This is a genomic window from Bacillus cereus group sp. MYBK95-2, assembly GCF_051915225.1.
GTDB lineage: Bacteria > Bacillota > Bacilli > Bacillales > Bacillaceae_G > Bacillus_A > Bacillus_A cereus.
Genome location: NZ_JBQAEH010000001.1, coordinates 622,352 through 648,717 on the forward strand (window position 1 = coordinate 622,352; position 26,366 = coordinate 648,717).

Below are 26,366 nucleotides of genomic sequence, written 5' to 3' on the forward strand. Positions count from 1 at the left end.
TTCGTTGTCCACACTATTGTATCATATGTTCGAAACGACAAAATGCGTATATTTTTCATTTTTTTAACAAAATATTTATTTTATGTGATTCATCTACTGTAGCTAACATAATAGATTCCACTTCTGTACTCTCCTCTAGAAATTCTCTCGCCCAAGCTTCTGTTTTTCCTAATAATGCAAGAACATCTTTCTGTATCCTCCCATCCTTTACTAATACAAAAGAAACTGGAGATTTTTTTCCCGCCACTTTAAGATCAAGCCGCGAAACTGCTTCATATTCTGGATACCGAAATATAGAAACGACACCGTTTGCTTCCCATAATGCTAATTTAATCGTTTGAATATCGCTCACATTTCGCATACGAAGTTCCGAAAACAAATATTCCACGGTAATTCTCGCCTTTTTCAAATTGCTAAAATCAATGGAACCATTATGTATAAGAATGATAGGTGCTGGCTCTAAAAAACGTCTCCATCTATCCCATTTCAGCATTAAAACTGAGCTTATAATATGAAGTACAACGAGTATGAACGTTGTAATCATCGAGCCCAGTAACCCTACTTTTTCATCAGACAATGCGTTAGAAATATTCCCACCAAGCAATAACACTAATACAACATCTAAAAAACGAAGTTGTGCGATAGACCTTTGTCCCATCGCTTTCGCAACTAATATTAAAAATATGTATGCTATAATAGCCCGAATAACCCATTCACTACTAGAAAGATGCCGTGCTCCTTCAAAAATATGCATATGCATCACTTTGCACTCCTTACCCGTCTCAAACTGCTAACCTGTTTTAGTTTGCAACGTTTATGAGCATATATGTAAAAAAGCTGGTTCGTTTAAAAACGAACCAGCTTTTTTTACTTAACTGAAAACATATATTTTTTATACGTTTTCCGTACCGATAGTATGAGCCCCATCATAATCATATTCGAGAATAAGGAACTTCCCCCATACGATAAGAAAGGTAATGCAATACCTTTTACAGGCATTAATCCAACGATCATACCGATGTTTTGGAATATTTGAACTGTTAATATACCGATCGATCCAGCGCATAATAATGTACCAAATAAATTATCAGCGGAATAACCAATAATAATTGTTCGATATAGTAGTAATAGGAACAAGAAGACAACTAAGGCTGCTACGATAAATCCACCTTCTTCGGCAATTGTAGCGAAAATAAAGTCAGTATGCTTCTCTGGGATATAGACGCTTCCTCCCCCAAACCCTTTACCTTCCATTCCTCCACTACCTACAGCTAAAATCGATTGTTGCGTTTGATAACCTTGATCTGCATTTTCAAATGGATTTAACCAACCTACAATACGCGACTGTTGGTGAGGTTTTAGTAAAGTAACTAAATTATTATAGAAAAAATCTTGATACTTAAAGAAAATAAATATTAAAGCAGATAATATGGTCAACGGAATAACTGTACATAATGCTATCAATTTCTTTTGAATACCTGACATAAATAAAATACATGCAATAGCAGCAGCATATAAGAACACCATACCTGTATCAGGTTGACTATATACAACCGCCATAGGTGGAAGTGACACTAGCATAATTTTACCTACTAGCTTTAAATCTGTTTGGAATGTCCTTGCCATATACTGTGCATTATGTTTTACTGCTATACTCGCTACTACAAGTAGCAATGCAATTTTGAAAAACTCAGACGGCTGAATTTGTCCAAATACTGGGAAAACAAACCATCTTTTTGCACCTAATTTTTCAGGTGTAAAACCTGATGGTGGTAATACTTTCAAAAGAATAAGTGAAGCAAACCCAGCAATATAAAGCGGCCAAGATAATTTTTGTAACTGATCTAAATCAATGCTTGCAACAAGAAGTAACAATACAACCCCAATTATGTAGTTAACACCTTGTTTCATAGCAAAGTTTGCAGCTCCATACTGTCCCGTTTGCTGACTGCTATATATAGCAGCTATACTCGTCACACATAGTGCACACAAAATTAAAATTAATTTTACATCTAAACTTTTTAGAAACTCGGTACTTCTTTTCATGACATCCTCCTGAAACATTGTTACGGCAAAAATAAAAAACCAGGAGTCAACATTCTTCATGTTTTGACGACTGATTACACATTATCTATAAAACACTTATATAGAATAACTCTCTTTTTCATACAATACAATATATTATACTACAGTTTCATCAGTAAGATTTGCCAAAAAAATTATTCTTTTCTTATTTTATATCCATATACCATATATCAGCAATGTATTTTCGTAAATTCCTAATACATAATCGTTTATTGTAAGATTACTGGGAAAGATATTTATACATATAGTAGGATGTAGATGAAGAAATAAGATAATAAAAAGCTCGCATAAGCGAGCTTTTTATTAATATACAGATGTATTATTTTCTGACATGTTTTCTAAAATTTCTTTAACACGCCCTAAGAACTTACCACAAATTAAACCATCAAGTACTCGGTGATCAAGTGATAAACATAAGTTAACCATGTCACGAGCACCGAACATACCATTATCCATAATTACTGGGCGCTTTACAATTGATTCAACTTGTAAAATAGCCGCTTGTGGGTAATTAATAATACCCATAGATTGAACAGAACCGAATGATCCTGTGTTATTAATTGTAAATGTTCCACCTTGCATTTCGTCTGCTTTTAACGATTTCGTACGTACTTTTCCTGCAAGTTCTGTAATTTCACGAGCGATACCTTTAATTGTTTTCTCGTCCGCTTGCTTAATTACTGGTACAAATAGTTCTTCCTCTGTTGCAACAGCAATAGAAAGGTTAATATCTTTCTTCTGAACAATTTTATCGCCAGCCCACATTGAATTAATTTGAGGATACTCTTTTAACGCTTGTGCTACTGCTTTTACGAAGAAAGCAAAGAACGTTAAGTTAAAGCCTTCACGCTTCTTAAAGTCACCTTTAATTGAGTTACGGTATGACACAAGGTTTGTCACATCTACTTCAATCATCATCCAAGCATGTGGTGCTTCATGTTTACTACGTAACATGTTTGCTGCGATTGCTTTACGCACACCTGTTACTGGAATTTCGATATCTCCAGGCATTGTAGGTACAGAAACTGGTTTCGCAGCTTCTACTTTTTGCGCTACTGGTGCTGCTTTTGGTGCTTCTGGGCGAGCTTCTACTACTGCCGCTACAGCTTCCTCTTTCTTCGCTGCACCTGCTTGCGGAATATTTCCAGATTCCACTAGCTTTAAAATATCTTTACGAGTGATACGGCCGTTTGCTCCCGTACCTTCTACTAGATCTAAATCAACGTTATGCTCACCCGCAAGTTTTAACACAGCTGGTGAAAAACGTGGTTTTCCATCAGTTGGTTGTTTTACTTTCGGTGCTTTTTCAGACGTAGCTACTTCTGCCTTTGGTTCTTCTTTCGTTTTTTCTTCAACAGCTGTTGCTGCTACTTCATCTGCGCCTTCTACTTGAATCACACAAACTACTTCACCTACAGCTAACGTATCACCTTCACCAGCGATTAACTCTTTTACAATCCCCGTGAAAGAAGATGGTACTTCAGCATTTACTTTATCAGTCATTACTTCTGCAAGCGGATCATACTTGTTTACGTGATCGCCAACATTAACGAGCCATTTACTAATTGTGCCCTCTGTAACGCTCTCCCCGAGCTGAGGCATTGTAATATTTTCTACAGCCATGTATAGTCCCCCCGATTAAAATTCCGCAAGTTCACGCATTGCTTTTTCAACTTTATCTGGATTTACCATAAAGAATTTTTCCATTGTTGGTGCATATGGCATTGCTGGAACGTCTGGACCTGCAAGACGTGCGATTGGCGCATCTAAATCAAATAGACAGTTTTCAGCAATAATTGCTGCCACTTCACTCATAATGCTTCCTTCTTTATTGTCTTCTGTTACAAGAAGAACTTTACCTGTTTTAGAAGCTGCTTCAATGATTGCTTCTTTATCTAATGGATATACAGTACGTAAATCAAGAATGTGTGCAGAGATGCCATCTTGTGCTAACTTTTCAGCCGCTTGAAGAGCAAAATGAACACATAATCCGTACGTGATAACTGTAATATCATCACCTTCACGTTTTACATCTGCTTTTCCGATTGGTAATACGTAGTCATCCTCCGGCACTTCACCTTTAATTAAACGATATGCACGTTTATGTTCGAAGAATAATACTGGATCTTCATCACGAATGGCTGCTTTTAATAAGCCTTTTGCATCATATGGTGTAGAAGGGATAACGATTTTTAAACCTGGTTGGTTTGCAAACATCGCTTCTACAGATTGTGAATGATACAATGCACCGTGAACACCCCCGCCAAATGGTGCACGAATTGTAACTGGACAAGTCCAATCATTATTAGAACGATAACGAATTTTTGCTGCCTCAGAAACAATTTGGTTTACTGCTGGCATGATGAAATCAGCAAACTGCATTTCAGCGATTGGACGCATACCATACATTGCCGCACCAATTGCTACCCCAGCAATTGCAGATTCTGCAAGCGGTGCATCAAGCGCACGATCTTCACCAAATTGATCATACAAGCCGTGTGTCGCTTTAAACACGCCACCTTTTTTACCAACATCTTCTCCTAAAACGAATACTTTCTCATCGCGTTCCATTTCTTCGCGCATTGCTAATGTAATAGCATCAATATAAGACATTACAGCCATGAAACGTTCCCCCCTATTCTGCGTATACGTGCTTCAATGCATCTTCAGGTGCTGCATACGGAGCATTTTCTGCATATTCTGTTGCTTCATTTACGATATGCATAATTTCGTCTAACATTTGTTTTTCCGATTCCTCAGTTAATACACCAGCTTCTTTTAAATAAGCCGCGAATGTTATAATTGAATCTTTTTTCTTTGCTTCTTCTACTTCTTCTTTATCACGATAAACACGATCATCATCGTCACTAGAATGTGCTGTTAAACGATATGATACTGTTTCAATTAAAGTTGGGCCTTCACCACGGCGACCGCGATCTGCTGCTTCTTTTACAGCTTTATATACTGCAAGCGGATCGTTTCCGTCTATTGTATATCCAGGCATACCGTAACCAATCGCACGATCTGATACGTTTTTACATGCTAATTGTTTTTCAACTGGAATAGAGATTGCATATTTGTTATTTTCACACATAAAAATAACAGGTAGTTTGTGTACACCAGCAAAGTTTGCCCCTTCATGGAAGTCACCTTGGTTTGAAGAACCTTCTCCAAATGTAACGAACGTTACTAAATCTTTCTTCTCCATTTTTCCAGCTAATGCAATACCAACTGCATGTGGTACTTGCGTTGTTACTGGAGATGAACCTGTAACAATACGATTTTTCTTTTGACCGAAGTGACCAGGCATTTGACGACCACCAGAGTTTGGATCTCCAGCTTTCGCGAAAGCAGACAACATAAGCTCTTTAGCTGTCATACCAAATGCTAGTACAACACCCATATCACGGTAGTATGGTAATGCATAATCTTTCTCTCTATCAAGAGCGAACGCCGCTCCAACTTGTGCAGCCTCTTGTCCTTGACAAGAAATTACGAATGGAATTTTACCAGCACGGTTTAATAACCACATACGTTCGTCGATTTTACGTGCAAGTAACATCGTACGGAACATTTCTAATACTTGCTCATCACTTAAGCCAAGCTCTTCATGGCGCTTTTCTTTTACTTCTGCCATTTTTCATAACCTCCTAAATCCACATTTTTATGCGTGTAACGCTCTTCCATCTACAGCAAGTGCTGCTTCACCAATCGCCTCAGATAATGATGGATGCGGATGAATTGTATGTGCTACTTCCCAAGGTGTTGCATCAAGTACTCTTGCAAGACCCGCTTCAGAAATCATATCTGTTACATGCGGTCCAATCATATGAACACCAAGAATGTCATTTGTCTCTTCATCAACTACAAGTTTTACGAAACCATCTGATTCTCCGTATACAAGTGCTTTTCCGATTGCGCGGAATGAGAACTTACCTACTTTTAACTTATAGCCTTTTTCTTTCGCTTCTTGTTCTGTTAAACCGACAGAAGCAACTTCCGGACTGCTATATACGCATTTTGATACCATAGAGTAATCAATTGGTGTAACTTCTTTCCCTGCAATATGTTCTACTGCAGCAATTCCTTCGTGAGAAGCAACGTGAGCGAGTTGCAGGCCACCGATTACATCTCCAATTGCGTAAATATGCGATTCTTTCGTTTGATAAAACTCATTTGTTTGAATGTATCCTTTTTCCACAACGATATCTGTATTCTCTAAGCCAATATTTTGCGTATTCGCTTGTCTTCCTACAGATACAAGCATTTTTTCTGCTTTAAATTCTTTATTTTCACCGTTGTGTTCAGCTTGGATTGTTACTCCATTATCTTTTACCAATGTTTCTGGTAATACTTTTGCACCAGTTACCACTTTAATACCTTTTTTCTTGAATAGACGTTGCATTTCTTTTGAAACGTCTTGATCTTCTAGTGGTAATATCGTTTTCGCATACTCTAATACTGTAACTTCTATACCGAAGTCAGCAAGCATAGATGCCCACTCAATACCGATTACACCGCCACCAACGATAATAATCGAACTAGGAAGCGTTTCCATTTTTAGAGCATGATCTGAAGACATTACGTACTCTCCGTCTAATTCTAAACCTGGTAATGAATTTGGACGAGAACCTGTTGCAATAAGTACATTTTTTGGAATTAACATTTCATTCTCTTCTCCACTTGCAAGTTCAACTGAAATTGTCCCTGGCATCGGAGAGAAAATAGATGGGCCAAGAATACGGCCAATACCTTCAAACACATCAATTTTACCTTGTTTCATTAAATGTTGAACGCCTTTATGAAGCTGCGTTACTATCTTCTCTTTACGCTCTTGTACTTTCGCAAAGTTTAATTCTACATTGCTTGCAATAACTCCGAACTCTTCGCTTTTTTTAGCAGTTGCATATACTTCCGCACTACGTAAAAGAGCTTTACTAGGAATACATCCTTTGTGTAAACAAGTACCACCAAGATTTTCTTTTTCGACTAGTGCAGTTTTTAACCCTAGTTGTGATGCACGAATTGCAGCAACATATCCACCAGTACCGCCGCCAACGATGACTAAATCATATTCTTTTGCCATTATCTCAACCCCTAGCTACCGTTTCTTTTTCACGTACAACGTATTCTTTTGGAGCTTCTTCTTCACGTAATACACGAAGTGCTCCTTCTGCTAACGCTTCTAACTCATCTTCGCCTGGATGTACGATAACATCTGCAATCCAGTCCACTCGCTCTTTTATTTCATCGACAAGAATTTTACTGTATGCCAGTCCACCAGTTAATACGATTGCATCGATTTTCCCGTGAAGTACAGCGCTAGCTCCGCCAATCTCTTTTGCAACTTGATATGCCATTGCTTTATAAATAAGAGTTGCTTCAGGATCACCTTTTTCAACCATTTGCTCTACTTTAATCGCATCATTTGTACCGATTAAACTTACAAGTCCACCTTGTCCGACAAGTTTTTTAATCATTTCATCACGGTAATACTCACCAGAGAAACACATTTCTACTAGTTGCCCTACTGGTACTGTACCAGCGCGCTCTGGACTAAATGGTCCTTCTCCGTTTAAACCGTTATTCACATCGATTACTCTTCCTTTTTTATGAGCACCAACTGTAATACCGCCACCCATATGTGTAACTAATAAATTTAAATCCTCGTATTTGTGATTTAACTGTTCAGCTACTTTACGAGCAACTGCTTTTTGATTTAATGCATGGAAGATACTTTTGCGTTCCATACCAGCAATGCCACTTATACGAGCAACCGGCTCCATCTCATCTACAACGACAGGATCTACAATGAATGCAGGAATGTTTAATCCAGAAGCAATTTCATATGCTAAAATGCCTCCAAGGTTTGAAGCGTGATGACCGCTAAAGCCATTTTTCAAATCTTCTAACATCGCATCGTTTACTGTATACGTACCGCCTTCGATTGGACGAAGTAATCCACCACGCCCACAAACAGCGTTTAATTTTGAAATGTTAATACCATGAGAATGTAGAACTTCTAAAATCGTTTCTTTTCGAAACTCATATTGGTCGATAATTCTCTTATATTTTCCAATCTGTTCTACGTCATGACGAATCGTTTCTTCTAGAACGGGTCTTTCATTATCAAAAACACCAATTTTTGTGGATGTACTACCTGGGTTAATAACAAGAATTCGATTTACAGACAATGTTGCTACCTCCACTAATAAATTCAAAAGGAAGTGGAAACCTCATAAGAGGTAACCACACCTTTTGTAAAAGTTATATATGAATGATTAGCGACGGCTAATAATATCGTGACCGTTGCGTAAGTAAGTGCTACGAGAATTCTTCAAGCTTGCAATGCGCTCTTCAGCTAGACGATCTGCCGCTACATAAGTTGCTATGCCATCGCGTTTTGAAATTTCGATTACTTTTGCAATCGTGTCATAAATAGACTCAACACGTTTTAGTGCACGTTCTCTATTGTATCCATATAATTCGTCTGCTACGTTAATTACGCCACCTGCATTAATTACATAATCTGGTGCGTATACAATACCCATTTCATGAATGATGTCACCATGACGATCTTCTTTTAATTGGTTATTTGCAGAACCTGCGATTACTTTTGCTTTAAGTTGTGGAATAGTTTCATCATTAACTGTTGCGCCTAGTGCACATGGTGCGTAAATATCGCATTCAACACCGTAAATTTCATTTGGTTCAACTGCTGATGCACCGAATTCTTCTACAGCACGTTGTACAGCTTCTTTATTAATATCTGTAACGATTAATTTTGCTCCTTCAGCGTGTAAATGTTTGCATAGGTGATATGCTACGTTACCAACGCCTTGAACAGCAATTACTTTTCCTTCTAAATTGTCAGTACCGAAAGCTTCTTTTGCAGCTGCTTTCATACCACGGTAAACACCGTATGCAGTTACCGGAGATGGGTTACCAGAAGAACCGAATGATGGTGAGATACCTGTTACAAAGTCAGTTTCTTCATGGATAATATCCATATCATCTACTGTTGTACCAACATCTTCAGCTGTAATGTAACGTCCGTTTAGTCCTTGGATATAACGTCCTAGTGCACGGAACATTGCTTCGCTCTTATCTTTACGAGGATCACCGATAATTACTGTTTTCGCACCACCTAAGTTTAAACCAGCTGCTGCGTTTTTGTATGTCATCCCTTTTGCAAGACGCAATGCATCTTCAATCGCCGCTTCTTCAGAATCATATGTCCACATTCTTGTTCCACCAAGAGCCGGTCCAAGTGTTGTATCATGAATTGCAATAATTGCTTTTAAACCAGATTCTTTATCTTGACAAAATACTACTTGCTCATAATCATATTTTTCTAAGTATTCGAAGATTTCTAATGTCATTGTCGTTTCCCCCTAATGTTTTACCCTTTTTGGTTTATTTTGAAGCAGTCGCAACTGCCAATGCTAATGAATATACTTTTGTTTCTGCTGAATCAGCACGAGATGTTAAAACGATCGGTGCTTTTGCGCCAGCAATCATTGCTCCTACTTTTGCATCCGCAAAGTATACGAGTGATTTATATAGCACATTTCCAGCTTCAATCGTTGGGACGAGTAAAATATCTGCCTTACCTGCTACATCACTTACTATGCCTTTATGCTCTGCTGCAATTTGTGATACTGCATTATCTAAAGCAAGTGGTCCATCAACGATACAATCTTTAATTTGTCCGCGGCGATTCATTTGTGTTAACATCGCTGCATCAATTGTCGCCTGCATCGCTGGATTCACAACTTCTACTGCTGCAATTGGTGCCACTTTTGGCAAGTCGATTCCTATTGCCCGGGCAACTTCTACAGTATTTTGTATAATAGCAGCTTTTTGTGTTACATCAGGTGCGATGTTCATCGCTGCATCTGTAACGAAAATAAGACGATCGTAATTTGGAACTTCAAATGCTGCTACATGTGAAAGTACGCTACCTTTACGTAGGCCCCACTCTTTGTTTAACACAGCCTTCAAAATATTCGCTGTTGGGATGTTCCCCTTCATAAGCACGTCTGCTTCACCATTTCTCACAGCTTTAACAGAAAGTTCTGCAGCCTCTGCACTAGACATTGCTGCAATCACTTGAACATGTTCTGAAGTTTGTAAACCATGTTCTTGTAGCATCCCCATTATTTTTTCTTGATTTCCATATAGACGAAATTGAGCTAACTGTAATTTAATTGCTTTCGCTACAGCTTCAATTACTTCATGATCTTCAGCTACTGCTACAGCTACAGTTTTTTTAGGCTGCCCTGCTGCTTGATCAATTAAGTATTCTAACTTCATATTTTGTAATCAACCCTTTCCGTCGTCCCTCGTCTATTTATAAAGCAAATACCGTGCCAACTTTTAAAAGTGGTCTTACCAATAATGAAAACGCATTCAAAATGCAGTAAAATCAATACTTTGGAAAATAACAAAAGATTCTGTCTTATTTTGTCGCTTTTTGTATACCATGCAATAAATTGCACGGTACGCAATTTATTGCATGCTATTTTTTGCATGGTCATACTTTTCTAGCTTGTAATATAAATTTCGAACGGAAATTCCTAACGCTTTTGCAGTTTGCGTTTTATTCCCATCAAATCTCTCCAAATATTCATGAATAATATTCCCTTCAAACTCTGTCACTAAATGTTCAAGTGGCTTTTCTTCTAATTCAGGTAATAAATGAGATTGCTTTGACTCCACCTGCTCTTCGTTATGTAATGGCGGTAAATGGTGTACATCAATATAGGTCTCGTTATAATTCATAAAGATAATAGCTCTTCCCAGAATATTTTCAAGTTCCCTCACATTCCCTGGCCATTCGTATGATTGTAAATATAAAATGGCTGAATCAGTGAGCCCTTCTACATTACGACCGTAATCTTGATTAATTTTTTGAATCAATCTGTCCGCAATTGTCGGTATATCTCCTTTACGTTGACGAAGAGATGGAATTTGAATTGGGATTTTATTTAATCGATAATATAAATCCTCCCTAAACTTCCCTTCTAGAATAGCCTTTTCTAAATTCACATGCGTCGCTGCAATTACTCGAACATTAATAGGTATCGCTTTCGTTCCACCAACTTTTACAATTTCTTTTTCCTGCAGTACACGAAGGAGTTTCGCTTGTGTATTTGCAGATAACTCCCCTATTTCATCTAAAAAAATACTACCGTTATTTGCTTCCTCAAAGAACCCACGTTTCCCGCCTCTTTTCGCTCCAGAAAACGCCCCTTCCTCATAACCAAATAATTCACTTTCTAACAACGTCTCCGAAATGGCCGCACAGTTTACACGGACGAACTTATTGTATTTTCGATTACTTCCATTATGGATTGCATGTGCAAACAATTCTTTACCAGTCCCAGATTCACCGCGTAACAGTACTGTTGCTGGTGTATTTGCTCCTAGCTTCGCCTGTTCGATAGCTGCCGTTGTTTCATCTGAATTCCCGACAATATCATCAAATGAATATTTCGCTTCTAATGTGCGAATAATTTGCCTTGCTCTATTCAATTCATTTGTTAACTTTTGAATTTCCGACACGTCACGGATAACGCCAACGCTTCCTTTCAATATTCCATCCACAATGACTGGTGCCACGTTTACAATTACATCGCGCTTTTTTTGCCCAATCTTCATATGTATTCCGCGCACCGCACGACGCGTTCGAAGTACTTTCATATGCATACTTTCGCCTTCTACAATATCAGTTGTAGCAGGCTTCCCAATAATATCTTCTTCTGTTAAACCCGTTAATTTCGTATATGCCGGGTTAATGACTAAACCTCTTCCTTTTTCATCCACAACCGAAATTGCTTCTTCAGATGAGTTAATAATTGCCTCTAATAGTGTTTGAATCTCCTTTAAATCTGTAACTTCTTCCGCTAAATCTACAACTTCTGTTATATCTTTAAAAATTGCAAATGCCCCTTGTACCTCTCCGCCCTCTTTTAATATCGGTATACGCGTTGTAATAATTTTCTTTCCATTCTCTAATGTTAGTTCATAATTTACTTCTATTTGTTTCGTACGTATAATGCGAAGTAATTTACTAGTTGGAATGACTTCTAAAATATATTTTCCTATCGCCTCTTCTTTTTTATATCCGATAATACGCTCTGCACTTTTATTAAAAAGACGAACTTGTCCCTCTCGATCAATTACGATCATGCCGTCATGTGTAGAATTTAAAATTAATTCTCCTTGTTGCGTTTGTTCCTCTAATCGCCCAATCAGCCCTTCCTTCTCATGCGCTAATCCTGTAACAATTTTTGCGATATCACCTGGTATAAGAAGAGTGTCTTTTTTCTTTTTTTCCAATAAAACCTTATGCACATCATCTTCACCTGTCATATCAAATATTACATCGATATGCATAGAAAGAAATGGAGTTACACTTTCTCCAATTGCAATCCCGTATTCCTTAGCAATTTGTAGTCCTTTTGCCAACGGATTTATATCAATAATCCCTATAATTTGAAATATATTCGAACTTTGTAACAGATTCAGCAGTGCGCTCCCGCCTTCACCTGCACCAACAATTAATACTTTTTGTTTCATATATCCCACTTCCTCTCGAAGTAACTCTGCAAATTTTTTCACACCTTTATCTTACTCGTTCAGCACCCTCTTGACAAACCCCCTTTTCTTATAACATCATTAAAATATACGAAATAATCTGAAAAGGAGCGTTATGTATGCAGCGTTACATTGCTCTACTATTAGCATTCATCCCTATTTCATTAGCTGTGTTTGGTATAAAGTTAATGAGAGATACTGTATTCGGGATTCTATTTCCACCAATCTCTATACTGTGGTTACAATTTTTAATCGGCGCTCTCTGCTTCGGGCTCGGGTTTTATATCTTCGGTGGCTTCGTCTTGCACCGAGACCGTAAACGAAATAAAGTACAAGCTCGCTTTAGAAGATAGGAATGCCCCACTATTTATAAATAAAAAAATGAGACCGTTACACGCGGTCTCATTTTTTTATTGGCATTAACGTTCTGGCCGTTTCAGGGTAATCAGTAATAATCGCCGATATATTCATATCAAAATATTTACGCATAAGCGTTTCTTCATTAATTGTATAAGGGCGAACCTCTACACCACTTTCCATCGTTAGTTCGGCAATAGCATCTTGAAGGTAACGATAATTCGGATGTACTGCTGTAGCGCCCATTTTTTTCGCGTATGCCCACGGACTATGCAAACCTTCGCGATATAAAATTGCTGTTTGAATATCAGGAGCCATCATATGGCACCGTTTCATACTGTAGTGATTAAACGAAGAAAATATAACACGATCCTCTAGACTAAATTTCCGTACAAGCGTTATAACTTCTTCCTCTAAACCTCTGTATGGAATTTTATTATTTTTAAGTTCAATATTAAGTAGCAAACTCGTTTGTGCAAGCCATTCTAATACCTCTTCTAAAAGTGGTATTTTACAAAAACCTACTTTATCACCAAATTTATAACTTGCATCTAACTTGCATAAGTCCTCATATACATAATTCCGAACCGCACCTTTTCCATTTGTTGTCCGGTCCACCGTTTCATCATGAATGACGACAACTTTTCCGTCTTTCGTTAATTGAACATCAAGTTCAATTCCATCCGCTCTAAAAGACTCAGCCGCTTCAAATGAAATCATTGTATTTTCTGGGTACGTTCCAGCCGCACCACGATGTGCAAATATAAGAGTCATCCTCACTCCCCCAATCTTATGCTATACTATACGAAAAAGGAGGTACTTCTATGAGACCATTACAAATCTCTCCAGATACTGCAGTCCGCTTATCAAAAGTACTAGGTGTTCCACTTGAACAACTCATGCATATGCCGCAGCACATTTTAATTCAAAAGCTAGTTGAATTAGAAAAACAAAATAAAGACGAAGAATAATACAGTCCTGTTTTGCAGGACTTTTTATTATTTTCTATTATATCACGGATGCCTTTCCTACTAAAATCCTTTAACAGATGTACTACGATGTGATTTAGCCGTTCCTTCATCATTTAATAATGAATCACATCTTTTCTTTTTTTGTTACACGTCATAAAGAAAGCAGACCATTTATTTATAAGTCCCATTACGTCCTTAAAACACGATAATAAAAAAACTAGAGAAGTCCTTTATATTATTTTTTATTGAACGTGCGGAGCATCCCCTGATTCGTATAGTTCTTTCGCTTTTTCCTCCCCGAATGTAGTTAAAATATAATGTTGCTCTTCTAACGCATCCATTGCTCTAGTTACTTTACAAACGCTATCTTCTTGAGCATCCGAGAAATAATTGTGATCTTCTACAATTTTACTAAAATCTTTTTTCGCCCATCTATCAGCAATTGCTAAAAGTTCATTTTTCTTCGTAAAGCTACTCTTATTTATAATTTCTTTTAATTTTTTAGCATTACTTTGAATCATTGGGATAGAGCCCGATTTTCGTTCTGCCACCACTTTTTGATGAGTCATGCGATGCATCGCTGTAATGACTTCGCTTTCAGTAGAATTTTCAGTAACATACACATCAACAAAGACCCCATCCACCTCTCTACCTACTATTGTTTGGTCTTCTTTTTTATCTATTTGAGCGCTCACTTCTTTATCTACTGGATTATCTGCAAGTTCTAACATTCCAAATGTAACTGCAATAGCAAGAACTCCCATAGCTGCTACTATTCCTAGCCAAGTTGAAATTTTATTTTCCATTCCCCTTCTCCCTATCTATATCTATTTTATTGCCTTATAAAAAACTCACTTACATGTAATATTACTGAAAATAGGTTTTATTTTCCACACTATCAAATAATCTCTTTTTCTCAACAAAATAAAAAGACCAACGAATTATAACATTCATTGGTCTTTCATTAAAAAGTTTATTGGCTTTAAAATTAACATCGAGCATAGCGTTCCAGCATACATCGGTTTTACTAAAACGAAAACCCATTGCTACTTCTACTCTCAGCTAGCTTTATGTTCAAGTCTCAGCTTATCCGCAACCATTGCGATAAACTCAGAGTTCGTAGGTTTTGCTTTTGACATGGATACTGTATCGAATGCTGACGCTATAACGTTTTTAATCGTTTTATCTTTTCCGTTCTTTCGGTAGTTTATCGGTTTAACTTTACCGAATTTATCGGCAAACTGTATCTACCACGTTAATGCTAGTATAAGCCGTCTACTTAGCTCAGTCAACACATGTTTTAACGGTATTATAATTTTTTCCTTCTATTATATACGTGGTCTTCGTACTCTGCGCAAAACGATATAGAGTGAATTTAGATGCATACTAATTCATTAGTTCACTTCTAACCGCCTTAGAATGCAAATCTCAGCGAGCCTTTCCGAACTTATAGCCGAAAAAAAGACGTAGATAATGAAATCCACGCCCTCTCTTAACTATTGCGCCTTATATTTCTCAAAGAACTCACGAAGCGCAATCTCTATAATATCATCACGATTGATTCGAAGCACATCTTCGAAGGTACCTAATTGCGAACACGTCTCCTTATCGAGGTTCACTGTCCTGCTAACCTTTTCTTTCGATCCACTTTCCCTAATAAGCATATACAACGAATGAATTGGATTTGTATTCTTCTGCGGATCATTAGATTTCGAAACCTTTTCTTTTTGTTGTGAGATTGTATTAACGACATTTTGAGTCGTATCCCATCCGTTAATTATCTCCCGTAGCACGTTCACTTCATTTTCCGTCAAGGCATCGTTCGTAGTTTCCGATCGCGCATTATCAGTATCTCCTATAAAGTCTCTGATATCCGCTTCCAAAGGTGGCTCGCCCGTAGATGTATAGTGCCAACCTACGCTACGATTATATTGGTAACCAGCCGCTTTCATGACTTTGGATAACTTCTTTTGACTTATTCCAATTTCTTTTGCTACTATTGATATTCTATTTTCTTTTAACATCTGTAATAAATCTTTTATATTCATAGTTGTTTTCCCCCTTTTTATACCCTCTCTTTCTATTATAATGTTTCGCAAATTGCGAAATAAATATAAATGCATATTTACATATAAAAAAGACAGAAACCCCGTAGAATCTCCGTCAAGTTGCGTTATTTATTTCACACGTTTCTTATACGCTTCATTAAATTGTCCAGCCGATCTCGCGAGCCGATATATTCAAACCTTCGTTTGCCGCTTTGATTCTATTTGTGTAGTTTTCCATATTATAGACCCGTTTTCGCGCCTTCGCGATAGTCCTTGCATAGTTTTTCGCTTCTTTCTTTGCATTGCTCTTCGCTAATCCCTCGACCTCTTTCGTTTAGTCTGCGCAAGTAATCCGCTATAACCTGCGATTTTTCTTCTTGCAGTCTGCTTATATCTCTTTCGATTTCTGATAGTGTTCTCATATTCTCGCTTCCTTTTTCCAGTTATTTGTTTTCTTTTTCGTTTTCGCCTTTTCACTTCGTTGATCGTTCTGCACAATATAATTTTCACGTGCAATAACGTACAGAATTGCATCATTTTTCATTTTCGTCTTGTATGCACGTTCGTAGAAATAGCGCAATTCCTCGTAGGTTGTTGGCATTTCACCCTTTCGAAGTGGTGTCGGATTCAATTCAATTCCAGCACGTTGGAATATGTCTTCGTCACCCGTTATCGTTACGTGCTGCCCGTGGTATCTGATTTGCATATGTCTCGGCCTCCTTCGATAGTTAAATAAAAAGAGCGATGCTGATAAGGCACCGCCCAGCTTCGTTATTACCCGACAATCTTCCGACTAGTTGCCACGCCTTCGCCTTCACATTTCATAGCCTCTAGTACACGTGCCTTTTCGTCTTGTACGCGCATGATGGCTTCCTGCCATTCTTTTTCAGCCTGTTCCTGCGCTTTTAGTCGGTCCTGTTTCTCCTTGTGTAGCTTTTGTTCCTCTAGATAGATTTCGTGCAGTGTTTTCATATTAGTACATCTTTCCTTTTCTTTTATTTTTGTCTCTGTGATCGTTTTGTGAGACGTAATTTTCGCGCGCTATTACGTACAGAATTGCATCATTTTCATTTTCGTCTTGTATGCACGTTCATAGAAATAGCGTACTTCTTCGTATGAAATAGATCTCTCACCTCTTTTTAGTGGTCCAGGATCTATCGTAATTCCAGCCCGTTGTATCAGATCCTCGTCACCTGTGATCGTTACGTGTTGGCCGTGATATTTAATGTCCATTTCTCGCAGCCTCCTTCGTTACATAATCCAGTACGTGAAATTATAAAAAATCCGATCAACGTTAGATCCATCTCGTATCGTCGGGTATCCCTGCATTTCCCTTTGTCGGGCCATTATAGATCGCTTTCCAATGTGGATCGTTGTACGTCTGCGTATTTATTACAAGATAATTCCCACCAAAGCGAACTCTAGCTGCATTTAATACATTGCCTACGTCCTTTCCCTGGATCGTTTCCCCGTTCATCGCATCATAGTTTGTTTTCTTTTCCATTTTCGATTTCCTCCGTTTTCTCCGCATAGTTTCATATTGTAGCAACCAGGCACGAAGCCCAGCCGCCGTTTTTCACTTGTTAGTCGATCAATATTGCCAGGTTCTTGTCCTTTTCGTACTCGGTCACGCTGTCAGCGAAATCTATTTCGTATTGATCCGTTTTATTCGCATACTCCAGCGTTGTATGTGAAATCTCGTTTAATGCCGTACCTAGAACGGCCGTATTTACAAAACGCGTATTCAGATTCTCATCGATACTTTGCAACAGTTGGGCCACTTCTTGTTGTTCTTCCGTGTAGGCTGCGTTTTCTAGTTTCGTGTTGATCGTCCCTAGCGTCTTCGTGATCGATTGCAATTCGCCTGGATTCGTTGTAGAATTCATCGCCATTAACGATAACTGTTGGAAATCGCCTTGAATCTGACGTGCAAAGGCCTGGCCTTCGTTTCCTAGTTCGGCAAAGTCCGATAATGCTTTGAGTTTTGCTTGCGGTGTCGGTGCATACATGATCGCAGATTGTAGTTTCTGTTTTCGCATGTTGAATAGTGCCTGAGCAGTTTCGTCTGGCTGCTCAACATCTGCGATTAGGATCGCTTCTGCTGACGCTTTTGCATCGGCCAGCAATAAACCGTGTGATTTTTTCAACGTGTGGATTTCGTCCAGCAATCGCACTTCCTGCTGCTTTTGATATTTCTCGATCTTTGCTTGTTGTCCTTTGTATGTTAATTCTTGATCTTTTCTAATAGCCGAGATCGCCTGGCGCGTTCGTGGTAAAACTTCGTTTGCCATATGAGAAGTTAGCGAACTTCGAAGAACGTGAGCATCTTGCAAGCGTCCTTTTATTTCCTCTACTGTTAGTTTGTTGTTGATTTCTACTGTATTATTTGTGTTTGTCATAGCTTTGGTTCCCCTTTATCATTTTTATAGTTTTCGTTTATTCGCTTTCTGATATCGATTTCGATCGTATTCAAGCCACTGTCAAAAGCTCGCAGCAAAAATATATTGTGATCCCCGATCTGTTTCGTTATCCTTGCGGCCACTTCGTACGGGATTTCTCTTTCACCTATGATGTACCTTGATAGCGCTGATTGAGAAATACCAATTTTTTCAGCAAATTCATATTGTGTTAATGCTGAAAATTTTAGTATCAATGATAGAATGCTAGATGTTATCACGTGTATTCGTTCCTTTCTTGTCGGGATATATCACCCCGTTTGATCAAATAAAAAGATCGATTAAGCGGCCGTACCAGTGCCGCTAATTGATTTATGTTTTCTTATGTGCTTTTCGCAAAATTAGTTGTTCACCCTCTCATATGTATTAGGAGAAAACGGCTTGCGGCCCTACCAAAAACCGCAAACCATACAAAACTATGAAGTAGAAAAAGGAAAAGATCCTCTATTACATATAGAATGTCTATTGGGGTTATTAATTCCGCTCATTCCCGATATGTAACACGCTTGTAATATTTCCGATCAACTTCGATTTGCCTTACAAAAACATAGGCGCCGATTGCCCAGGATTCGGGCAACTTTTTACGATATTTTTATTGATTTCGTTTGTCCTGCGTCGAATTTCACATATATTTCGGTTCTTTCTTCGTCTGTCACTGTTGGTCGGTAATATGAAACCCCGTCGTGATAAAATCCGCACAATTCCCCTGTTCCGTAGTCGCTCGCCTCTGAAAACGTAGGATTCGCCGTAATATGCTTCGTTTCTTCGTTCTGCTGCATCTTCCAAACCCATAGCGTATAGCGTTCATACTGATCGGCTGTCATGAAATTAAACGCGGCCGCTAGATCGATAAAAAATTCAACTCGTTCGGGCCTAACACCGTACTTTTTCGCGATTTCGTAGAAATTAACCGTTCTGATCCATAAGAAGAACGGCAATGCACCTTTTGACGCATTCAACTCGCGTCTGATCGGCAATAGGTTCCCGATATTTGATCCACCTGTTAGCGTAGTTGGGATAATGTGATCACTTGTTACATTTTCGAAACTTCCCGTTAATATACAAGCTGCATTCATTACTATATTTTTGAACTCTTCGATCCCTTCGCCGTCTAGCTTTGTATGTAGCCCTAACTCTCGACTTTTTCTGTCGTGTCTTCGAAGAACTGTCCTTTTATTCTGGCATTTTTTACACTCTTTTCGGTATCCAGATCCACAGGTGCCGTATTCGGATATTTTCTTTTCTTCATTACACATTGAACACGTGCGTTTTTCGTTTTCATCTGCCTGCTTTAATACTTTCGCCAGGTTCATACGGCATCTTTCAGACCTACATTTTCCACATTCATTTTCCCGACCATCATTTTTTTTGCGGCGTTTCGGGAATGATTCGTATGTAAGCAGTTCGTCACATTCGCCAGAACAACGTTTGAATTTTCGCTGAGTTCCATCAGATAATGTAGCAATATATCTTTCAATCTTGCTTTTGCTGATGCTGATCGGCTCTAGTTTAGTTATAACGAAGTCCTTTTCTGTATTTCTTACGATTGATTGACTTTTGATAGTTTTTTTCATAGTTTTGTTTCCTCCGATTATTTTTATAGTTTTTTATTTTTCGCCTGTTGTTGCGGCTGCTGCTTTCGCTGCTTTACGTTCTTCGATTTCTTTTAATGATGCCTCTCGACGCTGCTGCATGTACTCTGGCATTCGATTAAGATTCGTTTTGTCGTATATCTTTAGATCGGCCCGCAATTTCTCGTATCTCGCTTTTGCATACGGGAAAAGTTTTAACATACGTTCGAGTTCCATCGGTACGAGTGGCTTGTACACGTTAGCGAAACCCTTGCCGCGGCTTTCCGTTTTAAGCAGTCCGACGTTTTCGAGTACACGCAAGTTTTGCTTTATTGCGTTTGGCTTTCGGCCCATTTCGAATGCTAACTGGCTTTGAGTCGGGTATGCATATCCGTATAAATCGTTGTATCTATCGACAATTACGAGATATAGCCACAATGTAGACTCTTTCACGCCGTAGTCAGACATAAACATGTAATGCTTTAGATCCGCTGGTGTACGGATGAATCGAACCCCGTCGTTAAAATTCTCCTTGTTATATTCAGGCTGCGATCCGTGTTCCTTGAATACGTCTTTTGCTGAAATTAATTCCTTTCTTTTTGAATCTTTCTTTTCTTCTTTCTGGCTTGTTTCGTTGATCTGATTCATGTCTTTTCCTCCTGGTTTATATATGTGATTAGGTAGCCTTTTCCGCTGCTGGGATCTTTCCGAATGTTACCTAGTGATTTTCCGAATGTTACCTAGTAGTTTTCCGATGCTTAGTGTTGTACTTTTCCGATTACGTAATAAAGCATTACATAAAGCATTATTTATAAATCATTATTTATTTATTTGAGTTTCGAGTACAAAAAGCGTACTCTTACTCTCTTACGCATAAAAGGTTATAGATTAATAGCGAGATCTTTTGTATAAAAATCGCCGCAGCCGCTCAACTGTTAATATAGGTGCAATCGCCTATACATTTTAGGTTTCGACCGTACGATTTATTTTGCGTTTCTTGTCGGCTTCTTCTCGCTTACAAAAACATAGGCGCGGCTTTTTCCGAACCTGGGTTAAAAACGCCCTGGTTTTCGAAAATATATGCGAAAATTTTTTACGGTTAACGAAAGAACGCAAAATGGCCGCCCTGGGTAAAATAGATTCGACGTTACTTCGTGAGAGGCTGCGACAGTTGGTGCGCGCGGTTTAACTACCCGAGTTTCAAAATGAAATTTAGTATATTTTTGCGCTTGCTGCACGATGGTTGCCTGGCTAGTGGGGGATCTGGTGAATTTTCTCGGCTTGGATCGGCCTGGCTTGTCGCTCGCTTCGATTCTCATTCGAAATGCTTGCGATAAAGGACACGAACAAGAAAGACTTTTCTCAACGAAGATTTTTAACGCAGAATTTAACAACGAAGAAACAAACGATTCAATTTCGATTGCAATTCGATTAAAGAAACGATTCAATTCGAAATGCTTTTCGAATTGTATTCAATAAGAAAGAACACGCAACAAACTTCGAATGAACTTCCGATCAAAGAAGAACGAACAACAATTCTTTTCACTCGCACAAATAAAATAAGAATGAACGAACAACAATCGAAGAAAGATCAGCAGCAACTAACATCGAACAACAGTCGCAACTATTGCAGCAGCAGCCACGTGATACTGTGCAACATAACGTCATGCACTTGTATACGATAATACCTGCGACAGATTGCCAGCAGACTTTCATATCGTTCATCCGCGCTTTCTATTCGTTTAGTAATACAATAAGTATTCGAAGCATACACGATGTACTATGCCGCCACATGGTACCTTTGTACGCATAGCTTATATACGCCAGGTAGTGCCGCCCTGGTTCCGATAGGTAGTACGCCCCTGGTCCGTGAACATATAGCCGCTTGGTGCTGCGATAAATACGGGAATATATACGGCCCTATTCGTAATAAAATGCGCAACCTGGTCCGTAGTCCATAAAGGTACACGTTTCTAGACGCCAGGAAAACGGCCGCACATGCGTCTATTAATTGATAAAAATAAACCTTTGCGAACGTACATTAAACAATTGACCTTTATAGACGTATGGTGTATATTTAACGTAACAACAGACGAAACGGGGTTTTCATTATGGCAATCAATTTTGCGTATGTACGTGTATCAACAAAGGAGCAGAACTTGGACCGACAATATAAAGCGTTACAACCGTATGTAACGGATGAGAAATACATATATAGCGATAAGGCGAGCGGGAAGGATATGGATCGCGAAGGATTTCAGAATATGCTTAAAGCGATGAGAGAAGGCGACACGCTCTACATTAAATCTATCGACAGGCTAGGCCGTAACAAATCGCAGATAAAAGAATATCTCGAATATTTCAAGCGAGAAAAGATACGCGTTAAAATTATCGATTTACCGACGACAATGACTGATGTCCCCGCTGGACAAGATTGGGTTATCGATATGATCAATAACATTATTATCGAGGTTTATACGTCAATAGCCGAACAAGAGCGCAGAACTACGAAGGAGCGTCAAAGAGAAGGCATCGACGCTGCAAAGGAAAAAGGAAAACATCTAGGCCGCCCTGTCCTGGAATTACCTGCGGATTGGGATCGGCTATATAGCGACTGGAAATCAAAAAAGATAATGGCCGTTGAATTCATGGCCGCGGTTAATATGAAGAAAGCAACGTTTTATAAGAAGGTTAAAGAATACGAAGCATCGGCGAAATAATGTCGGTGTTTTTTGTTGCGCAGAAAGGGAAGAGTTCCGACTACCCTGTTTCAAGAAGGCCTTTCTCTCCGACACCTTTTCGCTAATGTAAAGTCGAATATCACTCGAAAATTGTAAACCCTCGCAACCCTATTTACGTTCATTTACATGCGGATGGCGCTTAGAGCCGCAAGGAATTCGTCGTTTCATCGATAAAATTACACAAGTTTACACTGAGGTTAGCGCCAACAAAACGCCGACGTTTATGCATAGTTAATAAACGTTAATGCTATGCGGTATACTTCCTGTTTCGGAGGGGGCATACGTCACAAGCGTTCAACTGGTAATATGTAGTGTATAACGTTGAGAATACGCTTATTTGTTCAGTTTTGTTAATTATACGAGAAAAGAGACATGGAAAAGCGATAGTAGAAGCAAAGTATAAGAATGAGAAAAGGCGGAAGGTATATCGGAAGTTTACGCGAGTACAAGTGATTAAGACGTATTTTATCAAAGAAGTACTAGGCTCGCTGTTCTGTTTTATTTAAAGATGTTAAAATCAAGATATGTTAATAAGGGTATTTGGAGGGATTTATGTCATGGGAACTAAAATAAAAAATGATGTAATAAAACTACTTGAGGATTCTCTAGATCAATTAGAGAATCAAAAAGGAAGTGTTTTAACAGGAGTGCAAAAACTATCTCGCGCTGCTAAGATTTTGGATGATAAAGATACTGTTATTTGGTGTGAAATCCAATTAGGAAATAAACAATATACAACAGATTTAATAAAGCTTGTAACGTTATTTAGAGAACATGGAGAAGATGGAAGACTCTCGGGCGATCCATTAGAAGAATCTTACAGAATTATGGATGAATTAGAGGCAGAAGGATTAAAAGATGAAATCCATTTCTCTATAGAAGAACTAAGTATAAAATTGAATAAACGTGGAGGCGGTTATAAAGGAATCGGTTTTATTGAGGAAAGGTATAATGACTTAGTTCGATTAAAGAGTTGGAACGATGGTACATTTTATAAAAGTAGCTTAATTACTCATATTAGTTATGTTAAGAGAGTGGCGCATGAAAAAGTGACGGCACTTTACACAAAAATTGCTTACACAGACAGTGCGCAAACGGCTTTTGATATTTTAAAAAATGAAGTAGACGATAGATTACTTGATTTAAACCCAGAATTAGCTGAACAATTAATGCTCGCATTTAAGTCTGTATCAACGGATAACCCCGAAGAATGGTCACAAGCACTAACTACATGTAGAAGGTTTATCGAAGGCTTAGCCGATGAGTTATTTCCACCAATTAGCGAAGAGGTAGACGGGAGAAAATTAGGAAAAACGCAATATATTAATAGGTTGTGGGCATTTATGGATAATTCAATTGAAAGTAAATCTAATAAAGACTTAGCTAAGGCGCACGTAGATATTCTAGGAGTCTATCTTCAACGCATCCATAAACTGAGTAATAAAGGCGTTCACGCTGAGTTAGAAAGAGAAGAAGCCGTTAAAACTGTATTCCACACATATTTAATGGTAGCAGATATCTTAAAATATCTTGACCCTTCTTATTCAACTAAGGAAGAACAGTTAAATATACATAAAGCAAGTTTAGATGAGTTAGAGAGCCTATTAGGAGTTCCACGTAGTATCGCAAAAGAAATTGTTAAGGTGAGAGTTCGAGAAGGAGAGTTAACACCAGAGATTTTAGGCAAAATTAAAGGCGTAGGTTCAAAAACACTATCTTTAGCACAAGAAGAGTTTTCTTTTGAACCGATAGCTTAAGAGTGAAGCCGCCATCATCGGCGGCTATTTTTCGTCTGACTGAAATAATACTTCAACATCGATTTCATCAGTATCATCTATTATGATTAGTGGAACTTCGCTTTGATATCTTATACGTGGGTGGGTCTTATTATTCTCATAATCCATCGCATGAATTAATAAAGATAGATAGTTTCCAGGCAAAGTACGGCTATATTTAGGTAACAGTTGCTTTTCGATGAGAAAATCTAATGAAATAGCATTAGAAATATTACTTCTATAGTTGAATATATCTTGTTCAGCGTATTCGAGGGACTTTCCATAATCATATGAATTATCTGCGTATATTTGCGAGTTCATTCCCAGTATCTTAAAAACTTCAAACTCATTATGATCAATCTGCTGAATTATATGCCTGTATGTAGGTATTATCGTTTTTAGTTCAAACAAGTAGTCAGTTACTATTTTTCTTTCAGTCTCCTTAAATAAACTTAAATCACATTCTAAGAAAGACATATACCGTATGATCTCTTCTTCGTAGTGCTCTTTTGTCAATTTCCTCTCTTTCGCCTGTGCATAAAGTTCTTTCAGTTGTATTAACTCTGAACTACTCTCGTCTAAATGAACTGGAATTGATTGTAATTCTTTTTTCACCCTACAGTACAGTTCATCTATTTTATCCATAAGCTTCTCTAGCGTGCTATACCTTAATGCTACAAACTTCAAAAGGGCGTCAACTGTAATTTTTTTACTTCCACCATATTCTTCTTCAGCTTTTCTGTTATTAGAGTAGAGACGTAATGAAAACTCTTGACCATCATGAGAAGTGGACCAACTACTAAAAAAACGCACCTTTTTCTCAAAACCTTTTAGTTCAATTTCGTTTCCGTTAACTGAATGAATTCCAAACCAAGAACGGACTTCTTTGACATATTTCTCATCAGTATAATCTCTATCAAACTCTCTCTTTTTGAAAATACTACAATCATTAATATAGGGCTGTTCGTCTTTTGTTGATTGTCCGATAGATAACCACAAATGGTTTACCGCTTCTACAATCATATCAATAGTGACAATAAAATGAGTAAACTCAAGGGAAGTCTTATTCATGTTTCTATCCTTATTAGGCTTCTCTATTCCTTCCACCGCAACTGTTAGCCAATCCATACAAGAACATATCTTACTCCAAATATCTATTCCTTCTGTACCATGGAATTTTTTATAATCCACAAAAAAGATTCTAACAAATTCATTATTATCATGAACTTTTCCCCTAAAATCATTAATCAACTTCGGGTCCAACTCAGGTATCAATTATCATTTCCCTCCCAGTAATACAACATTTTTATTTATTCTAACATACGCATCAATTGTCCCCAAACATCTCATCCACAACTTATCCGCCACCTCACGCTGCATCATCGGAAGTACATGGCTATATGTATTTAGCGTATTCTGTTTATCCCCTAATTTTATTTTCTTCACGTAAAATCTTTACACTTCCCCTTCTTCTTTCCTCTTTTCATTTTAATTTTTATCTTCATATATGTACTCCCTTTCAAAAGTAACCGTATTTCTTTGTCTCACTTATCATATATTCTTTCTACGTTTCCTACGACGTTCTGTTAGAATCGCTGCACCTATCGCAGTAGATATCAATAAGAATAGTACGGCGATAATGTCAACAACTAGGCTATTAAATTTATACGAGATTCCTACGAAAATTAAAGCTACTGTCAAAACCGCTATCATGATTAGAGTTACTTTATCTTCGTTCATAATTACCCCGCTTTCATTCG

Annotated in this window: 28 protein-coding genes and 1 pseudogene; 5 read left to right on the forward strand and 24 right to left on the reverse strand. The window is 38.1% G+C overall.

Features of this window, described 5'->3' with window-relative positions; translation table 11 throughout:
• Positions 1-55: 55 nt before the first annotated feature.
• The 10 genes from ACTFN4_RS03130 to ACTFN4_RS03175 all read right to left on the reverse strand — a co-directional run bounded on the left by ACTFN4_RS03130 (position 56) and on the right by ACTFN4_RS03175 (position 12,669).
• On the reverse strand, positions 56-760 hold the full coding sequence (locus ACTFN4_RS03130; protein ID WP_000550974.1) for a DUF421 domain-containing protein: 705 nt from the start codon (positions 758-760) through the stop codon (positions 56-58).
• Positions 761-867: 107 nt separating this feature from the next.
• Positions 868-2,046 carry an FtsW/RodA/SpoVE family cell cycle protein gene (locus tag ACTFN4_RS03135; protein WP_000831181.1) on the reverse strand — a complete coding sequence of 393 codons (1,179 nt, stop codon included), beginning with the start codon at positions 2,044-2,046 and terminating at the stop codon, positions 868-870.
• A 342-nt stretch (positions 2,047-2,388) separates the two neighbouring features.
• Entirely contained in the window at positions 2,389-3,708 is a 1,320-nt protein-coding gene (locus ACTFN4_RS03140) for a dihydrolipoamide acetyltransferase family protein (protein ID WP_000257660.1), read from the reverse strand.
• 15 nt (positions 3,709-3,723) lie between these two features.
• On the reverse strand, positions 3,724-4,707 hold the full coding sequence (bfmBAB, locus tag ACTFN4_RS03145; protein WP_000290071.1) for a 3-methyl-2-oxobutanoate dehydrogenase subunit beta: 984 nt from the start codon (positions 4,705-4,707) through the stop codon (positions 3,724-3,726).
• A gap of 13 nt (positions 4,708-4,720) precedes the next feature.
• Positions 4,721-5,722: a 3-methyl-2-oxobutanoate dehydrogenase subunit alpha gene (gene bfmBAA / locus ACTFN4_RS03150; RefSeq protein ID WP_000852551.1), complete on the reverse strand. Its 1,002-nt coding sequence runs from the start codon at positions 5,720-5,722 to the stop codon at positions 4,721-4,723.
• A 27-nt stretch (positions 5,723-5,749) separates the two neighbouring features.
• On the reverse strand, positions 5,750-7,171 hold the full coding sequence (gene lpdA / locus ACTFN4_RS03155) for a dihydrolipoyl dehydrogenase (RefSeq protein ID WP_439962062.1): 1,422 nt from the start codon (positions 7,169-7,171) through the stop codon (positions 5,750-5,752).
• A gap of 4 nt (positions 7,172-7,175) precedes the next feature.
• Positions 7,176-8,279 (reverse strand): butyrate kinase, encoded by a 1,104-nt coding sequence (gene buk, locus ACTFN4_RS03160; RefSeq protein ID WP_000115781.1) that lies wholly within the window; start codon positions 8,277-8,279, stop codon positions 7,176-7,178.
• An 87-nt stretch (positions 8,280-8,366) separates the two neighbouring features.
• Complete coding sequence (locus ACTFN4_RS03165; RefSeq protein ID WP_000171355.1) at positions 8,367-9,467, reverse strand: leucine dehydrogenase; 1,101 nt, start codon at positions 9,465-9,467, stop codon at positions 8,367-8,369.
• Positions 9,468-9,501: 34 nt separating this feature from the next.
• Entirely contained in the window at positions 9,502-10,401 is a 900-nt protein-coding gene (gene yqiS, locus ACTFN4_RS03170; RefSeq protein WP_000764678.1) for a phosphate butyryltransferase, read from the reverse strand.
• Between the two features lie 195 nt (positions 10,402-10,596).
• Positions 10,597-12,669 carry a sigma-54 interaction domain-containing protein gene (locus tag ACTFN4_RS03175; RefSeq protein ID WP_033666632.1) on the reverse strand — a complete coding sequence of 691 codons (2,073 nt, stop codon included), beginning with the start codon at positions 12,667-12,669 and terminating at the stop codon, positions 10,597-10,599.
• 137 nt (positions 12,670-12,806) lie between these two features.
• Between ACTFN4_RS03175 and ACTFN4_RS03180 the strand changes: the two genes are divergently transcribed.
• Positions 12,807-13,040, forward strand: coding sequence for a DUF2627 domain-containing protein (locus ACTFN4_RS03180; protein WP_439962063.1), 234 nt, complete (start codon positions 12,807-12,809; stop codon positions 13,038-13,040).
• 49 nt (positions 13,041-13,089) lie between these two features.
• On the opposite strand, the gene ACTFN4_RS03185 is transcribed toward ACTFN4_RS03180, so the two are convergent.
• Entirely contained in the window at positions 13,090-13,818 is a 729-nt protein-coding gene (locus ACTFN4_RS03185) for a glycerophosphodiester phosphodiesterase (protein WP_000172575.1), read from the reverse strand.
• 50 nt (positions 13,819-13,868) lie between these two features.
• Here ACTFN4_RS03185 and ACTFN4_RS03190 point away from each other — a divergent pair, with 50 nt between their 5' ends.
• Complete coding sequence (locus ACTFN4_RS03190; RefSeq protein ID WP_137074556.1) at positions 13,869-14,015, forward strand: YycC family protein; 147 nt, start codon at positions 13,869-13,871, stop codon at positions 14,013-14,015.
• A 242-nt stretch (positions 14,016-14,257) separates the two neighbouring features.
• Here ACTFN4_RS03190 and ACTFN4_RS03195 read toward each other — a convergent pair whose 3' ends face one another.
• From ACTFN4_RS03195 to ACTFN4_RS03245, 11 genes and pseudogenes are all read right to left on the reverse strand, one after another.
• Entirely contained in the window at positions 14,258-14,821 is a 564-nt protein-coding gene (locus ACTFN4_RS03195) for a PRK06770 family protein (protein WP_000428229.1), read from the reverse strand.
• A 252-nt stretch (positions 14,822-15,073) separates the two neighbouring features.
• Positions 15,074-15,181, reverse strand: a pseudogene (locus ACTFN4_RS03200) (sporulation transcription factor Spo0A); the annotation flags it as partial.
• 330 nt (positions 15,182-15,511) lie between these two features.
• The gene (locus ACTFN4_RS03205) at positions 15,512-16,063 is read right to left on the reverse strand and encodes a CopG family transcriptional regulator (RefSeq protein WP_439962064.1); all 552 of its coding nucleotides are present in this window, start codon (positions 16,061-16,063) and stop codon (positions 15,512-15,514) included.
• 418 nt (positions 16,064-16,481) lie between these two features.
• Entirely contained in the window at positions 16,482-16,769 is a 288-nt protein-coding gene (locus tag ACTFN4_RS03210; RefSeq protein WP_439962065.1) for a hypothetical protein, read from the reverse strand.
• A gap of 68 nt (positions 16,770-16,837) precedes the next feature.
• Positions 16,838-17,035 carry a hypothetical protein gene (locus ACTFN4_RS03215; protein WP_439962066.1) on the reverse strand — a complete coding sequence of 66 codons (198 nt, stop codon included), beginning with the start codon at positions 17,033-17,035 and terminating at the stop codon, positions 16,838-16,840.
• Positions 17,036-17,107: 72 nt separating this feature from the next.
• Complete coding sequence (locus tag ACTFN4_RS03220; protein ID WP_439962067.1) at positions 17,108-17,296, reverse strand: hypothetical protein; 189 nt, start codon at positions 17,294-17,296, stop codon at positions 17,108-17,110.
• A 61-nt stretch (positions 17,297-17,357) separates the two neighbouring features.
• Positions 17,358-17,567, reverse strand: coding sequence for a hypothetical protein (locus ACTFN4_RS03225; protein ID WP_439962068.1), 210 nt, complete (start codon positions 17,565-17,567; stop codon positions 17,358-17,360).
• Positions 17,568-17,646: 79 nt separating this feature from the next.
• Entirely contained in the window at positions 17,647-18,462 is an 816-nt protein-coding gene (locus tag ACTFN4_RS03230; RefSeq protein ID WP_439962069.1) for a hypothetical protein, read from the reverse strand.
• Positions 18,459-18,740 carry a helix-turn-helix transcriptional regulator gene (locus ACTFN4_RS03235; RefSeq protein ID WP_439962070.1) on the reverse strand — a complete coding sequence of 94 codons (282 nt, stop codon included), beginning with the start codon at positions 18,738-18,740 and terminating at the stop codon, positions 18,459-18,461. The genes ACTFN4_RS03230 and ACTFN4_RS03235 overlap by 4 nt, the downstream gene beginning before the upstream one ends.
• Positions 18,741-19,100: 360 nt before the next feature.
• Positions 19,101-19,832 (reverse strand): hypothetical protein, encoded by a 732-nt coding sequence (locus tag ACTFN4_RS03240; RefSeq protein WP_439962071.1) that lies wholly within the window; start codon positions 19,830-19,832, stop codon positions 19,101-19,103.
• 294 nt (positions 19,833-20,126) lie between these two features.
• Positions 20,127-20,738 carry a helix-turn-helix domain-containing protein gene (locus ACTFN4_RS03245; protein ID WP_439962072.1) on the reverse strand — a complete coding sequence of 204 codons (612 nt, stop codon included), beginning with the start codon at positions 20,736-20,738 and terminating at the stop codon, positions 20,127-20,129.
• Between the two features lie 618 nt (positions 20,739-21,356).
• Here ACTFN4_RS03245 and ACTFN4_RS03250 point away from each other — a divergent pair.
• The 3 genes from ACTFN4_RS03250 to ACTFN4_RS03260 all read left to right on the forward strand — a co-directional run bounded on the left by ACTFN4_RS03250 (position 21,357) and on the right by ACTFN4_RS03260 (position 24,588).
• Positions 21,357-21,569: a hypothetical protein gene (locus ACTFN4_RS03250; RefSeq protein WP_439962073.1), complete on the forward strand. Its 213-nt coding sequence runs from the start codon at positions 21,357-21,359 to the stop codon at positions 21,567-21,569.
• 632 nt (positions 21,570-22,201) lie between these two features.
• Entirely contained in the window at positions 22,202-22,810 is a 609-nt protein-coding gene (locus ACTFN4_RS03255; RefSeq protein WP_439962074.1) for a recombinase family protein, read from the forward strand.
• 578 nt (positions 22,811-23,388) lie between these two features.
• The gene (locus ACTFN4_RS03260; RefSeq protein ID WP_439962075.1) at positions 23,389-24,588 is read left to right on the forward strand and encodes a ComEA family DNA-binding protein; all 1,200 of its coding nucleotides are present in this window, start codon (positions 23,389-23,391) and stop codon (positions 24,586-24,588) included.
• 24 nt (positions 24,589-24,612) lie between these two features.
• Here the strand turns inward: ACTFN4_RS03260 and ACTFN4_RS03265 are convergent, their stop codons facing one another.
• Complete coding sequence (locus ACTFN4_RS03265) at positions 24,613-25,881, reverse strand: hypothetical protein (RefSeq protein ID WP_439962076.1); 1,269 nt, start codon at positions 25,879-25,881, stop codon at positions 24,613-24,615.
• A gap of 276 nt (positions 25,882-26,157) precedes the next feature.
• On the reverse strand, positions 26,158-26,349 hold the full coding sequence (locus ACTFN4_RS03270) for a hypothetical protein (RefSeq protein WP_439962167.1): 192 nt from the start codon (positions 26,347-26,349) through the stop codon (positions 26,158-26,160).
• Between the last annotated feature and the right edge of the window lie 17 nt (positions 26,350-26,366).

What these genes read in the sequence shown, in the direction of transcription:
- ACTFN4_RS03130 (WP_000550974.1), bottom strand. Translation starts at nt 760, where the DNA reads ATGCATATGCATATTTTTGAAGGAGCACGGCATCTTTCTAGTAGTGAA.
- ACTFN4_RS03135 (WP_000831181.1), bottom strand. Translation starts at nt 2,046, where the DNA reads ATGAAAAGAAGTACCGAGTTTCTAAAAAGTTTAGATGTAAAATTAATT.
- ACTFN4_RS03140 (WP_000257660.1), bottom strand. Translation starts at nt 3,708, where the DNA reads ATGGCTGTAGAAAATATTACAATGCCTCAGCTCGGGGAGAGCGTTACA.
- bfmBAB (WP_000290071.1), bottom strand. Translation starts at nt 4,707, where the DNA reads ATGGCTGTAATGTCTTATATTGATGCTATTACATTAGCAATGCGCGAA.
- bfmBAA (WP_000852551.1), bottom strand. Translation starts at nt 5,722, where the DNA reads ATGGCAGAAGTAAAAGAAAAGCGCCATGAAGAGCTTGGCTTAAGTGAT.
- lpdA (WP_439962062.1), bottom strand. Translation starts at nt 7,171, where the DNA reads ATGGCAAAAGAATATGATTTAGTCATCGTTGGCGGCGGTACTGGTGGA.
- ACTFN4_RS03165 (WP_000171355.1), bottom strand. Translation starts at nt 9,467, where the DNA reads ATGACATTAGAAATCTTCGAATACTTAGAAAAATATGATTATGAGCAA.
- yqiS (WP_000764678.1), bottom strand. Translation starts at nt 10,401, where the DNA reads ATGAAGTTAGAATACTTAATTGATCAAGCAGCAGGGCAGCCTAAAAAA.
- ACTFN4_RS03175 (WP_033666632.1), bottom strand. Translation starts at nt 12,669, where the DNA reads ATGAAACAAAAAGTATTAATTGTTGGTGCAGGTGAAGGCGGGAGCGCA.
- ACTFN4_RS03180 (WP_439962063.1), top strand. Translation starts at nt 12,807, where the DNA reads ATGCAGCGTTACATTGCTCTACTATTAGCATTCATCCCTATTTCATTA.
- ACTFN4_RS03185 (WP_000172575.1), bottom strand. Translation starts at nt 13,818, where the DNA reads ATGACTCTTATATTTGCACATCGTGGTGCGGCTGGAACGTACCCAGAA.
- ACTFN4_RS03190 (WP_137074556.1), top strand. Translation starts at nt 13,869, where the DNA reads ATGAGACCATTACAAATCTCTCCAGATACTGCAGTCCGCTTATCAAAA.
- ACTFN4_RS03195 (WP_000428229.1), bottom strand. Translation starts at nt 14,821, where the DNA reads ATGGAAAATAAAATTTCAACTTGGCTAGGAATAGTAGCAGCTATGGGA.
- ACTFN4_RS03205 (WP_439962064.1), bottom strand. Translation starts at nt 16,063, where the DNA reads ATGAATATAAAAGATTTATTACAGATGTTAAAAGAAAATAGAATATCA.
- ACTFN4_RS03210 (WP_439962065.1), bottom strand. Translation starts at nt 16,769, where the DNA reads ATGCAAATCAGATACCACGGGCAGCACGTAACGATAACGGGTGACGAA.
- ACTFN4_RS03215 (WP_439962066.1), bottom strand. Translation starts at nt 17,035, where the DNA reads ATGAAAACACTGCACGAAATCTATCTAGAGGAACAAAAGCTACACAAG.
- ACTFN4_RS03220 (WP_439962067.1), bottom strand. Translation starts at nt 17,296, where the DNA reads ATGGACATTAAATATCACGGCCAACACGTAACGATCACAGGTGACGAG.
- ACTFN4_RS03225 (WP_439962068.1), bottom strand. Translation starts at nt 17,567, where the DNA reads ATGGAAAAGAAAACAAACTATGATGCGATGAACGGGGAAACGATCCAG.
- ACTFN4_RS03230 (WP_439962069.1), bottom strand. Translation starts at nt 18,462, where the DNA reads ATGACAAACACAAATAATACAGTAGAAATCAACAACAAACTAACAGTA.
- ACTFN4_RS03240 (WP_439962071.1), bottom strand. Translation starts at nt 19,832, where the DNA reads ATGAACCTGGCGAAAGTATTAAAGCAGGCAGATGAAAACGAAAAACGC.
- ACTFN4_RS03245 (WP_439962072.1), bottom strand. Translation starts at nt 20,738, where the DNA reads ATGAATCAGATCAACGAAACAAGCCAGAAAGAAGAAAAGAAAGATTCA.
- ACTFN4_RS03255 (WP_439962074.1), top strand. Translation starts at nt 22,202, where the DNA reads ATGGCAATCAATTTTGCGTATGTACGTGTATCAACAAAGGAGCAGAAC.
- ACTFN4_RS03260 (WP_439962075.1), top strand. Translation starts at nt 23,389, where the DNA reads ATGGGAACTAAAATAAAAAATGATGTAATAAAACTACTTGAGGATTCT.